Raw genomic sequence first — 13540 nt, forward strand, 5'->3', positions numbered from 1 at the left:
CTATTGCCGAAAATCACGCACCGGAAGCACGATCGCGGACGCGTGCGTGGGATCGTGGTGGACCTCCTGGTCCGCGGCACGCAGCGTCACCGCGGTGGCGTGGGGTTCACCGGTGCCGGGATTCCGCGCGTAGCGCGGGAAAGCGCCGCTGGAGACCTGGACCCGGATGCGGTGCCCGCGCCGGAACCGGTGCGCCGTCGGCCACAGCCGGACCGTGACGGCGGCCAGTTCGGTCGCGTCACGCAGGCTGGTGAGGCCGTCGCAGACGTTGACCGAGCGGCCGTCCGGGCCGACGTCGCAGAGCCGGACGAAGACGTCGGCGAACCGCAGGCTCGACCGGAACCAGATCTCCGCGCTGACGTCCCCGATCACTTCGACGTCTTCGCCGAGCGCGTCGGTGGTGTAGGTGAGGACGTCGGCGCGGGCTTCGAGCGCCGCGTTGTCCACCCGGCCCGCGTCGGGCGCCATGCGCACGCCGCCGGCAGCGGGCGTCGGGTCGGCCGGGTCGTAGCGATAGCGGTCCGGGGTGGACCCGCTGGGGGCGTCCGGCGCCAACGTGCTGCCCGCCTGCAGGTGGAACCGTTGCGGCGCATAGCCTTCCGGCGGCCACGAAGCGAAGTCGCGCCAGGCTTCCTCGCCCATGACGAACAGCCGGACCGGCGCCCGCTCCGGGGGTTCCTCGCCGCGGGCGTGCGCGAGCCCGAAGTCGAGGGTTTCCCGGAGGGAGACGCTCGCGCCGACGAGCAGTTCGCCGGCGTGGGTCCACGGCCCGACCGTGAGCCGCGGCCGCCGTCCGGCGTCCTGCAGCGTCCGGAAGTCGCGGAGCTGGCCGGGCAGGAAGATGTCGTACCAGCCGCCGATCGAGCTGACCGGCACGGTGACGTCGGCGACGCGGTCCCGGTGGTCGACCGCCGCCCAGCGCGGGCTGGTTTCCGGGTGGGCGAGGACGTCCTGGATGTAGTCCGAGCGGTGGCCGATGGCGACGACGTCGGACTGGGCGAGGGGCAGCGTGTTCAGCGCCTGCTGCACCTTTTTCGCCTGGCTGCGCCGCCGGAGCAGCGCGAAGCGGCGCTCCTGGGTCGCGACCTGGACGCCCCAGCCGAACGGTGTCTCCAGCGAAAGGCCGTCTTCCCGCAGGAACTCCAGCGTCAGCCGCGACTCGGTGATGTGCGGGATCATCGCCTTGACCTGCGGCGGCAGCCGGTCGGCCACGGCCCACTGCACGTAGCCCAGGTAGCTGGCGCCGGTGAGCACGATCGCGTCGCCGAACCACGGCTGCTTCACGACCCAGTCGAGCGTCGCGAGGCCGTCTTCGCGTTCCTGCCGCAGCGGGTCGAAGACGCCGCCGGAGCCGAAGCCGCCACGGGTGCTCTGCATCAGCACCTGGAAACCGCGCTCGGCCAGGGGACGCGCCAGGATCGCGCCGAACGCGCCCTGCCGGCCGTAGGGACTGCGCACCAACGCGGTCGGCAATCCCTCGCCACCGGTGCGGGGCGCCCACCGATCGGCGAGCAGCTCGACGCCGTCGGCCATCGGGACGCGGAGGTCCCGCTGGACGACGAGGTTCCGCGTGCCGGGGGCGGGCAGCTTCAGCAGCCGCTCGAGCAGATGGCTGATCGGGTTCACCGGGGCTCCTTCGTGATCATCGCCGTCACGACTCCGCGGATCCGCATCAGCCGGTCGGTGAACTCTTCCGGGTCGAGCGGCTCCGGCCCCTCGATGACCCACGTGTTGACGACCGCGGCGGCGCCCCCGGTCAGGAAGGCGGCCAGGTCTTCGACCCCGCGCTCGTCGAGCCGTCTGCCGAGCAGCCGGGCGGTGTGCTGCCGGTTGATCGGCAGGAACAGGCCGGTCAGTGCCTTGTTGAGGGCGAACGCGGACGAGCTGGTCAGCAGGGCGCGGTAGAACCGCCGGTGGGCGGCGAAGTGCCGGCCCAAGGCGAGCATCGACGCCCGCTCACCGTCCGGCGTCCGGTCGTCGGTCAGGTTGTCCAGCAGTTCACGCCGGACGAGGTCGAGGGCGGCCTCCAGCAGCAGCGTGTCGCGGTCGCCGAACTGCTGGTAGAGCACCTGGCGGCTGACGTCGGCCGTCTCGGCGATCTCGGAGACCGCGACGGCCGTGGAGTCGCGTTCGGACACGAGCTCGACCGCGGCCCGCATCAGCGCCGCGCGCGACCGGCGCACCCGCCGGTCCTTGGCGGGGGCTTCGGTGGTCCAGTCGGCTTCCACGGGTCCGATAATGGACAGGTGTCAAGAAAATAGCAAGTGTTGTTGATCGGGGGCGCGCCTCGGGGATGCGAGGATGCGGCCATGTCTTCGACCATGCGGGCCTTCGTGCTCACCGGGCCGGGCGAGTGCTCGGTGCAGGAGGTACCCGCGCCGCGGGCCGTCGCTGGTGAGGTCGTCGTCGACGTCGAGCGCGCCGGGGTGTGCGGCACCGACGTCGAGTTCTTCACCGGCGAGATGACCTACCTCCACCAGGGACACTCGGCGTACCCGATGCGGCTCGGCCACGAGTGGGCGGGCACGGTCACCGAGGTGGGGGCGGGGGTGGACCCGGCCTGGCTCGGCCGCCGGGTCATGGGCGACACCATGCTCGGCGACCGGACGTGCCGCCGCTGCCGCCGGGGCCACCAGCACACCTGCGAGCGGCGCCAGGAGGTCGGCATCCGCGGCGGCCGGGCCGGCGCGCTGGCCGAACGGCTCGCCGTGCCCGCCTGGTCGCTGCACGCCCTGCCCGACGCGGTGGACGCCGTGCTCGGTGCCCTGGTCGAACCGGGCGGCAACGCCCTGCGCGCGGCCCGCGCGGCCGGCGTCGGCACGGGCGACCGGGTGCTGGTACTGGGACCGGGGACGATCGGGCTGCTCACGGCGATGTTCCTGCGCGCGGCGGGCGCCGAGGTGCACGTGCTGGGCGTCGGTTCCCCGGACTTCGCCCGCAGTCTCGGCTTCGCGGACACGTGGACCCGGGAAACGCTGCCGGACCTGCCCTTCGACGCGGTCGTCGACGCGACCGGCGCGGCCGGCTCACCCGCGCTGGCGGTGGAGCTGGTGGAACCCGCGGGCCGGGTCGTCTACATCGGACTGTCCGGGCAGCCCAGCCCCCTCGACACCCGCGCGCTGGTGCTGAAGGACGTCACGGCGGTCGGCGTCCTGTCCGGGTCGCCCGGCCTGGCCGAGACGATCACCGCGTACGCGAGCGGCGCCGTCGACCCGCGGCCGCTCGTGGCGGCGACGGTGGGCCTGGGTGAGGTCGGGGCCGTGCTGGCGGGGGAGCGGATCGGCGGGGCGGGGCCGAAGGTCCACATCGACCCGCGCCGCTGAGGCGGTCAGCGCGGATCGCCCAGGACATCCGCTCCGGCGGCGGACTCGGCGGCATCGCGCAAGCCCGCGCTTGTCGTCAGAGCTGCTTGAAGAACGCCAGCAGGGCCGCGTTCACCTCGTCCGGGCGTTCCATCTGGACCCAGTGCCCGGCGCCCGGGACGTCGACCACGCCACGCAGGTCGGCCGCGGCTTCGGCGATGCGGCTGCTGTCGGTGAACGCGCGGGTGAGGTCGCCGTCGCCGCACAGGTAGAACGCCGGCCGGGTGATCGGCGTGTCCCGCCACGCGGCCAGGAGCTCCCAGTTGCGGTCGATGTTGCGGTACCAGTTGAGCCCGCCGGTGAACCCCGAGCGGCCGAACGCCTCGACGGCGGCGTCGACGTCCTCGTCGGTCAGCCAGGCCGGCAGCGCGGCCGGTTCGGTGAACCGGTCGAGGAAGCCCTCGCCGTCCCGGACGACCGGGGCTTCCGCGTTCCCGCCGAGCAGCTTGCGGAACGTCGTGCGCAGGTCCGCGCCGAACTCGGCCTCGGCGACGCCGGGCTGCTGGAAGTAGCTCTGGTAGAAGCCGTCGCCGAACCGCTCGCGCAGCAGGCTCAGCGGCGGGGCGGAGGCCCGGAGGGCCGGCGGCACGCTGATGCCGGCGACGCCGCGGACGACGTCCGGGCGCAGGAGCGCGGTGTGCCACGCGACGGGCGCGCCCCAGTCGTGGCCCACCACGATGGCCTCCCGCTCGCCGAGGGCGTGGATCAGCCCGACGACGTCGCCCACGAGGTGCAGGAGCGTGTACTGGCTCGCGTCGGCGGGCGAGTCCGTGCCGCCGTAGCCGCGCTGGTCCGGCGCCACGACGTGGTAGCCGGCGTCGGCCAGCGGCGCCACCTGGTGCCGCCACGAGTGCGACGTCTCGGGCCAGCCGTGCAGCAGCAGCACCAGCGGGCCGGTGCCCTGCTCGGCGAGGTGCATGCGGAGCCCGCCGACCTCGACGGTCCGGTGCGTGAGCATTCGTGTCCCCTGTTCGCCGGTTGCGGTGTCCACTCCGGACCGTACGTCAGGACCCGCCGGGAGGCCCGCCCGCCTGCCGGGGCGAGGCGAGCGTCGTGGGCCGGGTGCGGCCGCGCAGGGTGACGTCCCCGGTCGCCGTCCACCGGGCCGCCTCGTCCGGGGCCGCGGACTCGACGGCCGTCCACGAGGCGAGCAGCCGGCCGGGCGCGTTCTTGGCCAGTTCGGTCAGCCGGGCGGCTTCGTTGACCGGGTCGCCGATCACCGTGTACTCGAAGCGGCGCGGGTCGCCGACGTTGCCCGCGACCGCGTCGCCGGTCGCCACGCCGATGCCGGCCGGGCCGTCCGGCACCTCGGCGGCCAGCCGGCGGGCGATGGCGCGGCCGGCGGCCAGCGCGCAGGTGGCGTGGTCGCCGAGCGGCGCGGGCGCCCCGAACACGGCCAGCGCGGCGTCGCCGACGAACTTGTTGACCAGGCCGTGGTGCCGGTCGACCTCGTCGACCACCACCGCGAAGAACCGGTTGAGCAGGCCGACCACCTCCTCCGGCGGGCGGCTCGCGGCCAGGGCCGTCGACCCGACGAGGTCGACGAACAGCACCGAGACCGTGCGGACCGTGCCGCCCAGCCCGGTCGACGTGCGCATGGCCTCGACCGCGACCTCGTGGCCGACGTGCTTGCCGAACAGGTCGCGCAGCCGTTCGCGTTCGGCCAGCCCGGCCGTCATGTCGTTGAACCCGGCCTGCAGCAGGCCGAGCTCGGTGCCGTCGTAGACCGGGATTTCGACGGCGAAGTCCCCGGCGCGCACCCGTCCGAGCGCGTCGCGCACCGACGAGATCGGGTTGACCACCGAGCGGGCGGTGAACACGGTGACCAGCAGCCCGAAGCACAGCACGACCAGCCCGAGTGCGATCACCGACACGGCGAGCTTCGTGGTGGAGACGTCGCCGCGCACCCAGGCCAGCACCGCGGTGACGACCAGCCCGGCCACCGGCACCCCGGTGCCCAGGCACCAGAACAGCAGCATCCGCCGGTTGACACCGCCGTTGACCGGCCGCGGCGGCGCGGTGCCCGCCAGCGCCAGCGCCACGTACGGCCGCAACGCGAATTCGCCGAAGAGGTAGGCGATCGCGCAGACGACGACCGCGGCGAACGCGACCACGAGGAACTCGGTGAGGACGACCTCCGGCTGCACGAGCGCCGCGAGCCCGCCGAAGACCAGCGTCGCGATACCCCACAGCACGGCTTGCACGAACGTCAGCCGCAACGGGACGCGCAGGCTCGCGGCGCGCTCGGCGTCGGTCGGACGTCGTCCGTCGGCCGCCCAGCGCAGGGTCCGGAGGGCGCCGCGGGTGCCCCACAGCGTGCCGGCGACGACCGCCGAAACGACGTACACGGGTACTGCGACCGCCGTGACGCGGACCAGCTCGCCGGACATCCCGGGTGCCGGCATGAGCAGCGCCGCGAGCCCCACCACGACCAGCGCGCCGATCACGTTGGTGGCGATCAAAGCGGCGGTGAGCAGGCCTTGGACGCGTCGGCGCAGCGCCGTGGCGTGCTGGTCCAGCGGTCCGAGCAGGCCGGAGCCGAACGGCTCCGCCGGGGCGCGTCCTGGGTTCACCATTTGAGTGTACGGTCGTTCACTGAAGTGACCGGAGACGGGTGCCGGGAGTATGTGTTACGGTTGGTAACAGTGAACTTCGGTAACACCTGACGAGGAGGTCGGTCGTGACGAGCATCAGCGAATCGGGCGTGTCGGACCGGGAGACCGTGGCGCGACGGCTGCTCGACTCGTCGGAGCAGCTGTCCTACGACCCCGTCAAGGAGGTCGACTGGGAGACGCCGCTGGACACCGGCTACCACGGCGCGAGTCCGGAGTGGAGCACGCTCTACGGCACCTCCTACTGGGCCGACATGACTCCGGAGCAGCAGCGCGAGCTGACCCGCCAGGAGGCGGCGTCGGTGGCCAGCACCGGGATCTGGTTCGAAATGATCCTGCAGCAGATGATGTTGCGCGACTTCTACGCCAAGGACCCCACCGACCCGGCGTTCCAGTGGGCGCTGACCGAGATCGCCGACGAGTGCCGCCACTCGATCATGTTCGCCCGCGGCGCGGCGAAGCTGCGGGCGCCCGCGTACCGGCCGCGCCGGTTCGTCGTCGAACTGGGCCGGGTCTTCAAGGCCACCGCGAGCGGGGAGGCCGCCTACGCGGCGATCCTCGTCGCCGAAGAGGTCCTCGACGTCATGCAGCGCGACTGGATGCGCGACGAGCGCGTGGTCCCGTTCGTGCGCACCATCAACAACATCCACGTCGTCGAGGAGTCGCGGCACATGAAGTTCGCCCGCGAGGAGACCCGCGAGCGGCTGAAGAGTGCCGGGTGGCTGCGGCGGCAGATCAACGCGCTGGTCGTCGCGATCGCGTCGTACTTCATCGTGACGAGCATGGTGAACGGCAAGGTCTACGAGAACGCCGGGCTCGACGGCAAGCGCGCGCGGCGCGAGGCGAAGGCCAACGAGCACCACAAGTCGATGCTGCGCTCCAGCTGTTCCGGGCTGATGGAGTTCCTGCACTCGGCGGGACTGCTGACCAAGCCCTCGCTGTGGTTCTACAAGCGCGCGAACCTGATCTGACATGGCGTTCGCGATCACCCAGACCTGCTGCACGGACGCGACCTGCGTGTCGGTCTGCCCGGTCAACTGCATCCACCCGACGCCGGACGAGCCGGACTTCGGGACGACCGACCTGCTCTACATCGACCCGGACACCTGCATCGACTGCGGTGCCTGCGCCGACGCCTGCCCGGTCGACGCGATCTTCCCGGCCGCCGAGCTGACCGGGCCGCTGCGGGCGTACGAGCAGCTCAACGCCGAGTACTACGCGGGCCGGGACGTGCTGGCGGACGTTTCGGCGGCGCCGAACTTCCACCGGTGGTCCCCGCCGTCGTTCGCGCGAGTGCTGCCGAGCGACTTCGCGCCGCTGGACGTCGCGGTCGTCGGGACCGGCCCGGCGGGGATGTACGCGGTGGAAGACCTGCTGCTGCACACGAACGCCCGCGTGACGCTCATCGACCGCCTGCCGGTGGCCGGTGGGCTGATCCGCTACGGCGTCGCGCCCGATCACCCGTCGACGAAGAAGATCGGCGAGACGTTCGCGCGGTTCCACGACCACCCGCGGCTGCGCCTGCGGCTCGGCGTGACGGCCGGCCCCGGGCTGGCCGACCGCCACGACGCGGTGATCTACGCGGTCGGGGCGACGGAGGCCCGGCGCCTCGGCGTCCCGGGCGAAGACCTGCCCGGCAGCCTCCCCGCCGCGACGGTCGTGGGCTGGTACAACGGCCACCCGGACGTCGAGCCGGACGCCGTCGACCTTTCGGCGGAGCGCGTGGTCGTCGTGGGCACCGGCAACGTCGCCCTGGACGTCGCCCGCATCCTGACGGCGGAACCGGAGGCCCTCGCCGGGACGTCGATCGCGCCGGAAGCGCTGGCGCGCCTGCGATCGGCCAAGGTCCGCGAGGTGGTGGTGCTGGCCCGCCGCGGCCCGGAGACGGCGGCCTACACGCGACCGGAGCTGCTGGCCCTGGCGGCCCGCGGCGGCCTGGTGGTGGACGCGCACGACCCGCGTACCGCGGCGGCGATCGACAGCGCCTCGCCGGGCGACAAGGCGGCGTGGCTGCGCGGGGTGCCGCGCGAGAAAGTCGACTGGTCGACACCGCCCCCGGAGGGCCGTCGCATCGTGCTGCGCTTCCACTCGGCACCGGTGGCGTTCGAGGGCGACACCGAGGTCCGCGAGGTGGTGGCATCGGGCCCGCAGGGTGATGTCCGGATCGCGGCGTCCCGGGTGGTCCGGGCGGCGGGCTTCCGCGGGGTCCCGGTGCCGGGGCTGCCGTTCGACGAGGAGGCGGGGACGGTCCCGAACGAGGAGGGCCGGGTCACCGGGCGGCCGGGGGCGTACGTGGCGGGCTGGATCAAGCGCGGGCCCTCGGGCGGGATCGGCGCGAACAAGGCATGCGCACGGGAGACGGTGGGGGCACTGCTGGAGGACGCGGTGACCGGGCGGCTGCCGGTGCGGCGCCGGGGTGCGAGGTTGTTCGGCCGGGCGTGAGTTGCCGCGGGTGCGGCGCAGGGGAGCGTTGTCCGGCCGGGCCTGATTTGCTCCCGGTGTGGCGCAGGGGCCGGGCCGGGTGGCGGCCGGAAACCTTGGTGGGAAAGGGTTTCCGGCCGCTCTCGGCGCCGGGCGGCCGCGTGGCTACCGACACCAGTGCGGGCCGGTCGTCCAGCCCAGCAGCCGTCGTCCCGAGGTGTCCGGGATCGTGCCGTCCGCCGAGAACCGCGCGCCCTCCAGCACCGCGGCCAGACCTCTCACCGCGGGGCCGAACCGCTCGTCCAAGCCCGCCTGTGTCACCAGCTCGCCCAGCCGCGCCACCGCGGCCCGCTGCTCTTCCTCCCCGCAGAAGCTCAGGAAGAAAATCGCCTGCCGCCACGCGTACGCGACGTTCTTGATCAGGTGCTTGTTCCAGTAGCGCTGACCGGCCAGGCGGCGCACCACCCACGTGAACGCCTGCCCGGCGAGCTCCGGACCCGCCTCGCCCAGCCGGCTCCGCAGCTCGAGGGTCTCCGCCAGCGCCGCCAGGTTGTGCGTCGTGAGGATCTGGCTCTGCTCGATCACCATCCCGTTGCCCGCCACCGACCTCCGGCGCCGGCCCGCCCGAGCGTCGCAGACCGTCGCGAAGTCGTCGGCCGTCCGCCTGAACAACCGGCGCGGGGGTGCCGCCCACTGCCGCTCGTCCGGCAGGTCGTAGTACCGGGCGTACAGGGTGCCCGCCAGGACGCGGCTGGTGGTCGCCGCCGCGGTGCGCCACTTCTCCGTGAACGTGCCGACGAAGATGTCGGCGGCCAGTTCCTCCAGCAGCGGCATCGGCAGCCCCGCCTGCTTCGCCAGCGCGCCGAGTTCGCGCACCAGCGTGTTCGGCAGGATGGCCTGCGGGAACGAGCCGAGCGCCAGCAGCACCGTCTGCTTCAGCGTCTGGAGCGCCGCCCTGGCGACGTCGGGACGCCGGGCCCGGAACGGCTCGAGCGCGCGGATCCACGGCAGCTCTTCGAACCGGACCTGGTGCTCGAGGTCGAGCAGCAACAGCCCGCGGCGCCGGCGGAAAGCGGCGTACGTCTGCGCGTACAGCGCGGCCAGCCGCTCGTCCTCGACGTTCGCCGCCATCAGCTGCGCGGTGATCTGCGGCAGCACCGCCGCCAGGACGTCGCCCGAAGTGATCACGCCGCGCGCGACCAGTTCCTCGACCGGCGCCTCCAGCGCGCGCGTCACCTTCGCGACCAGGTGCGGCGGGACGACGTCCGCCGGCTCGACGACCGGGTCGAGCGCGGGGAGGCCACCGTCGCCGGGGTAGGCGTCGAGCCGCCCGGCCAGGACGGCCGCGAGTTCGGCGTGCGTCGGACGCGCGGCCGTCGCCGCCTGCACCGCCCGCAGGGCGGCCCGCCGCTCCGAGCCCGGCTCGCCGTGCTTGGTGATCGTGTTGGCCAGCGCCCGGCGGATCCAGCCGACGTCGCGCCCGGTGAGCTTCACGCTCGCGAACTGGCAGAGCGTCAGTGCCCGGTACAGCCGAGCGAAGTTGCCCTTCGGCTGCCGGTGGGACGTCGACCCCTTGTGCCGCGCGCAGGCCGTCGCGTAGTCCGCGAGCCACTGCGCCCGCCGCGACCCCCACCCCTCCGGCCACGTCCGGCACGGCCAGCCGCCGGTGACGCCGTCTTCGGTCAGCCGCGGCAGCTCGCCGTCGACCGTTTCCGCCCAGAGGGCGACCAGCCGGTCGTACAGCGGGTGCCACACCCGCAGCGTCTCCAGCATCGCCGCGATCGCGGGCTTGGTCGCCGCCGCCCGCAGCGTCTCGCGGACCTCGCCGACGGTGGCCAGCCGCACCAGCGCACCGGACGCCCGCGGCGCGGCCCCGGGCAGCGGGGCCAGGCGCAGCCGGTGCAGCAGCGGCCGCAGCTCGGCGACCAGGTCGAGGGCGGCCTCGGCGTGCCCGTGGTCGAGCAGCCAGGCGACCACGGGCAGCGCCGCGTCCTCCGGGAGCTCCACCCGGTGGGCCTCGGTGGCCAGGGCCGCGCGCAGGGCGGCGAGCCCGGCGTCGGTGAGGTACCCGAGGTTGACGCGCTCGCGGTCGGTGCCGCCCGGCGCGTCGACGGGCACGGCGGCGAGTTCCTCCGCGCGCACCGGGGTCTCGGCGAGGTACCGGCCGGTGGCGAACCCGCCGTGCGCGACCTCGAGGGTCACCCAGGCCGGGGTGTCCGCGACCGGTGCCCGCGAGCCGATCGCCAGCGTCCCGTCCGCCATGCCGGCGAGCACCGCCCGCCACCGCCCGGCCTTGGCACGGGCGCGGCCGCGGACTTCAGCGTCCTCTGTGGACGAAGCGGTGCGCAGTGCGCGTTCGAGCTGCCCGTAGGCGTAGCCGGGCGACGCCTCCTGTGCCATGTGGACTCCCCCTGGTGAAACGAGACTTGGAGGCAGGAATCGAACCTGCGCCTTCCCGGATAACAGCCGGGTGTTCTGCCTGCTGAACTACTCCAAGCTGCGGGGACATGGAGGCGGGACTCGAACCCGCGCCCCCCGGTCCGAGCCGGGCGATCCGCCGCCGATCCACTCCATGCGATTTTCCCGCACCGGCAACGGTAATCCACCGCCGGAATCGGGGCGACCGACTTTCCGGGCCGTCGCGGCTCGGGACCCGCTTCGCGGCAGCGGGCGACTGCGCCGGGCGGCGGCGAAGTCCGGGCTGCCGAGAGCCGGGAGCGAGGCTAGAATAAATACGAATCAAAGTCACGTTCAGGTTGGAGGCCGCATGACCGGCCCGGAGCCGATCGAAGCGGGTGTCCGCCTGCGCCGGGTGCCGCGCCAGGCACGCTCGCGGCAGAAGCTGGCCCAGGTGCTGGCGGCCGCCGACCGGCTGCTCGCCGCGGACGGCGTCGAGGCGCTGACGACCACCCGCGTCGCCGCCGAGGCCGGCGTCTCGGTGGGTGCGCTGTACCAGTACCTGCCGGACCGCGACGCCATCACCGAGGCGCTGGGCGAGGTCTACCTCGCCCGCCTGGAAGACCTCATGACGTCGTTCGCCGAGCGCGCGGCCGAGGAGACCTGGGCGGATCCCGTCGGCCTGCTCGTCGACGCCTTCGCCGGGCTCTACCGCGCCGAGCCCGGGTTCCGCGCGCTGTGGTTCGGCCGCGGCCTCACCGACGGAACCCGGGAAGCCGACCTCGCGCACAAGCGCGTGATGGCCACCGGCGTGCACCGCATCCTCGTCGCGCAGCACCTCCTGCGCGACGACTACGAGGCCGCGGTGGCGTGCCGCACGGCGTTCATCGCCGCCGACGCCGTGATCCAGGAGGCCTTCCGCCTCGACGGCGCCCCCGAACTCCTGGAGCCGGTCAAGACGATGCTGCGGGCGTACCTGGGGCAGCAGCCCCGGCCATAGCCCGGGTCAGCCCTTCCGGTTCCGGTAGGCGCGGGTCTTCATCCGGTTCCCGCAGCCCGCCGTGGAACACCACCGGACGTGGTGTGGCTTGCTGTGGTCGTAGAACACCCAGCCGCAGTCCGGAGCGCCGCAGGACTTCATCCGCTGCCACGAACCGTCCGCGGCGGTGCGCACCGAGGTCTGGACCGCGCCGGGCTCGGTGGGGAGCACCTCGCCCGGCAGGCCGGTGTGCCGCTCGCGGACTACGTCGAGACCATGCCGGCGACCCACCGGGGTGTTCACCGAGCCGGCGGAGATCGGCGCGCTCGTCGTGTTCCTCGCCTCGGGGAAGGCGCCGAACATCAGCGGGTCCGACCTGGTCGTCGACGGCGGGATGGTCAAGACGGTCTAGCCGGTGGTGGCGACGAGGAATTCCTCGCCCCGTACGACGCGCAGCCCGTCGGTGCGGTCCGCGAAGTACCGCGAGTCCAGCTCGGCGCCCGATACGTGGACGGCCTCCCGGAAACCGGCTTCGCGGGCCATCGCCAGCATTTCCCCGGGGGAAAAGGAGCTGACGAACGGCGTCCCCGCCGCCTCCGCCCGGCGAGCGGTGGCCCGGTGGCGGGCGCGTTCGCCCTCGTCGAGGAGGCCGGCCGGCAGCATGAACGTCATCGCCAGCGTGGAGCCCGGGGCGAACCCGGCGATCCGGCGCAGCGTGGCCGCGTTCGCCTCCGCCGTGAGGTACATGCTGACGCCGGTGGACGCCACGACCGCCGGTTCGCCCGGCGCGAAGCCCGCGGCCGTGAGCCGGTCCCACCACGACGCCGTCTCGAAGTCGACCGGCACGAAGTGCAGCCAGTCCGGCACGCCCACGCCGAGTTCCGCCAGCCGGGCGCGCTTCCAGGCCTGCGGGCCCGGCTGGTCCACTTCGTACACCCGCAGCCGGGACGCGATTTCCGGGCGCCGCTGGGCGAAGGTGTCCAGCCCGGCCCCGAGGATCACGTACTGGCCGACCCCCCGGGCGGCCTGCTCGGTGACCAGGTCTTCGACGAACCGGGCCCGGGCCACCATGCCGGCCCGGTAGCGGCCCGCGGTCGCGGGGTCCATGTCGTCGCGGTGCCGCCAGTCCTCGCCCGGGTCCGCCAGCCGCAGGCCGAGTTCGTCGGCGAAGACGTGCGGCGGCGGGTCGACGGCGACGTGCAGGGCCCGCCACAGGGCCGTGCGCACCGCCGTGCTGTCCGGCGCGGCCACGTCAGGCCGCGCCCGGTGCCGACAACGTCCACGTCCGCCCGTCGGGGTCGCGGACCGTCATTTCCCTTGTCCCGTAATGGGTTTCCTCGAACGGCGTGACCACCTCCACGATGTCGCCGGCCTCGAACTCGTCCGCGTCCGGGACCTTGAACACGATCTGCGTTCGCGGCTCCTGGCTCTCGGGCACCTCGGCGATGAACAGCCAGGGGCCGTCGCCGTTGCGCAGCTGCCCGGAGTTGTGGTCGGTCGCGAATTCCAGCTCGTAACCCAGCGCCTGGAAGAACTTGGCCGCTTTGCCCCAGTTGTGCGTCTCCAGGTACATCGCCTCGATGCCCTCGGTCGTCATGTCAGTGCTCCTCTTCGGGATCGGTCGCGAGGTAGGCGCGCAGCGCTTCGGCGACGAGCGCCGAGAGCGACTGCTCGGTCTCGACGGCCCGGTGCTTGACCTGCCGGATCAACCCGATCGGCAAGTACACGTTGAACTGCTTGACATCGTCATCGCCCACCAGCACAGGCTA

Annotated in this window: 14 protein-coding genes and 2 tRNA genes; 5 read left to right on the plus strand and 11 right to left on the minus strand. The window is 73.4% G+C overall.

The annotated features are described in order from the left end of the window. Both QRY02_RS06875 and QRY02_RS06880 read right to left on the minus strand, forming a co-directional pair. A complete protein-coding gene (locus tag QRY02_RS06875; protein ID WP_285990660.1) occupies positions 1-1626 on the minus strand; it encodes a CocE/NonD family hydrolase in 1626 nt (541 codons plus the stop codon). Then, on the minus strand, positions 1623-2228 hold the full coding sequence (locus tag QRY02_RS06880) for a TetR/AcrR family transcriptional regulator (protein WP_285990661.1): 606 nt from the start codon (positions 2226-2228) through the stop codon (positions 1623-1625). Before QRY02_RS06880 ends, QRY02_RS06875 begins: the two co-directional genes overlap by 4 nt. A gap of 81 nt (positions 2229-2309) precedes the next feature. Here QRY02_RS06880 and QRY02_RS06885 point away from each other — a divergent pair, with 81 nt between their 5' ends. Further along, positions 2310-3323 carry a zinc-dependent alcohol dehydrogenase gene (locus QRY02_RS06885; protein WP_285990662.1) on the plus strand — a complete coding sequence of 338 codons (1014 nt, stop codon included), beginning with the start codon at positions 2310-2312 and terminating at the stop codon, positions 3321-3323. A 76-nt stretch (positions 3324-3399) separates the two neighbouring features. Here the strand turns inward: QRY02_RS06885 and QRY02_RS06890 are convergent, their stop codons facing one another. Together QRY02_RS06890 and QRY02_RS06895 are read right to left on the minus strand one after the other, a co-directional pair. Further along, a complete protein-coding gene (locus tag QRY02_RS06890; RefSeq protein WP_285990663.1) occupies positions 3400-4320 on the minus strand; it encodes an alpha/beta fold hydrolase in 921 nt (306 codons plus the stop codon). A gap of 46 nt (positions 4321-4366) precedes the next feature. Continuing rightward, positions 4367-5935, minus strand: coding sequence for an adenylate/guanylate cyclase domain-containing protein (locus QRY02_RS06895; protein ID WP_285990664.1), 1569 nt, complete (start codon positions 5933-5935; stop codon positions 4367-4369). A 107-nt stretch (positions 5936-6042) separates the two neighbouring features. Between QRY02_RS06895 and QRY02_RS06900 the strand changes: the two genes are divergently transcribed. Beyond that, the gene (locus QRY02_RS06900; RefSeq protein WP_285990665.1) at positions 6043-6945 is read left to right on the plus strand and encodes an AurF N-oxygenase family protein; all 903 of its coding nucleotides are present in this window, start codon (positions 6043-6045) and stop codon (positions 6943-6945) included. Between the two features lies 1 nt (position 6946). Continuing rightward, a complete protein-coding gene (locus tag QRY02_RS06905) occupies positions 6947-8416 on the plus strand; it encodes an FAD-dependent oxidoreductase (protein WP_285990666.1) in 1470 nt (489 codons plus the stop codon). Positions 8417-8560: 144 nt separating this feature from the next. Here QRY02_RS06905 and QRY02_RS06910 read toward each other — a convergent pair whose 3' ends face one another. The 3 genes from QRY02_RS06910 to QRY02_RS06920 form a co-directional block, all read right to left on the minus strand. Beyond that, positions 8561-10795, minus strand: a complete 2235-nt coding sequence (locus QRY02_RS06910) for a hypothetical protein (protein ID WP_285990667.1) — start codon at positions 10793-10795, stop codon at positions 8561-8563. 24 nt (positions 10796-10819) lie between these two features. Further along, positions 10820-10892, minus strand: a tRNA-Asn gene (locus QRY02_RS06915). Between the two features lie 8 nt (positions 10893-10900). Beyond that, positions 10901-10970 (minus strand) — tRNA-OTHER (locus QRY02_RS06920). A 192-nt stretch (positions 10971-11162) separates the two neighbouring features. Between QRY02_RS06920 and QRY02_RS06925 the strand changes: the two genes are divergently transcribed. After that, positions 11163-11792 carry a TetR/AcrR family transcriptional regulator gene (locus QRY02_RS06925; protein ID WP_285990668.1) on the plus strand — a complete coding sequence of 210 codons (630 nt, stop codon included), beginning with the start codon at positions 11163-11165 and terminating at the stop codon, positions 11790-11792. A gap of 6 nt (positions 11793-11798) precedes the next feature. Here the strand turns inward: QRY02_RS06925 and QRY02_RS06930 are convergent, their stop codons facing one another. After that, a complete protein-coding gene (locus tag QRY02_RS06930; RefSeq protein ID WP_285990669.1) occupies positions 11799-12062 on the minus strand; it encodes a CGNR zinc finger domain-containing protein in 264 nt (87 codons plus the stop codon). A gap of 4 nt (positions 12063-12066) precedes the next feature. On the opposite strand from QRY02_RS06930, the gene QRY02_RS06935 reads away from it, so the two are divergent. Next, a complete protein-coding gene (locus QRY02_RS06935; protein ID WP_285990670.1) occupies positions 12067-12183 on the plus strand; it encodes an SDR family oxidoreductase in 117 nt (38 codons plus the stop codon). Here QRY02_RS06935 and QRY02_RS06940 read toward each other — a convergent pair. From QRY02_RS06940 to QRY02_RS06950, 3 genes are read right to left on the minus strand one after another with little or no spacing between them, the layout of a single operon-like run. Continuing rightward, positions 12180-13022 carry a class I SAM-dependent methyltransferase gene (locus tag QRY02_RS06940; protein ID WP_285990671.1) on the minus strand — a complete coding sequence of 281 codons (843 nt, stop codon included), beginning with the start codon at positions 13020-13022 and terminating at the stop codon, positions 12180-12182. The genes QRY02_RS06935 and QRY02_RS06940 overlap by 4 nt on opposite strands. Position 13023: 1 nt before the next feature. Continuing rightward, positions 13024-13368 (minus strand): VOC family protein, encoded by a 345-nt coding sequence (locus tag QRY02_RS06945; RefSeq protein ID WP_285990672.1) that lies wholly within the window; start codon positions 13366-13368, stop codon positions 13024-13026. A 1-nt stretch (position 13369) separates the two neighbouring features. After that, positions 13370-13528, minus strand: a complete 159-nt coding sequence (locus QRY02_RS06950; protein ID WP_103335892.1) for an RH3 domain-containing protein — start codon at positions 13526-13528, stop codon at positions 13370-13372. Positions 13529-13540 lie beyond the last annotated feature (12 nt).

Origin of the sequence: Amycolatopsis sp. DG1A-15b (genome assembly GCF_030285645.1) — a bacterium.
GTDB lineage: Bacteria > Actinomycetota > Actinomycetes > Mycobacteriales > Pseudonocardiaceae > Amycolatopsis.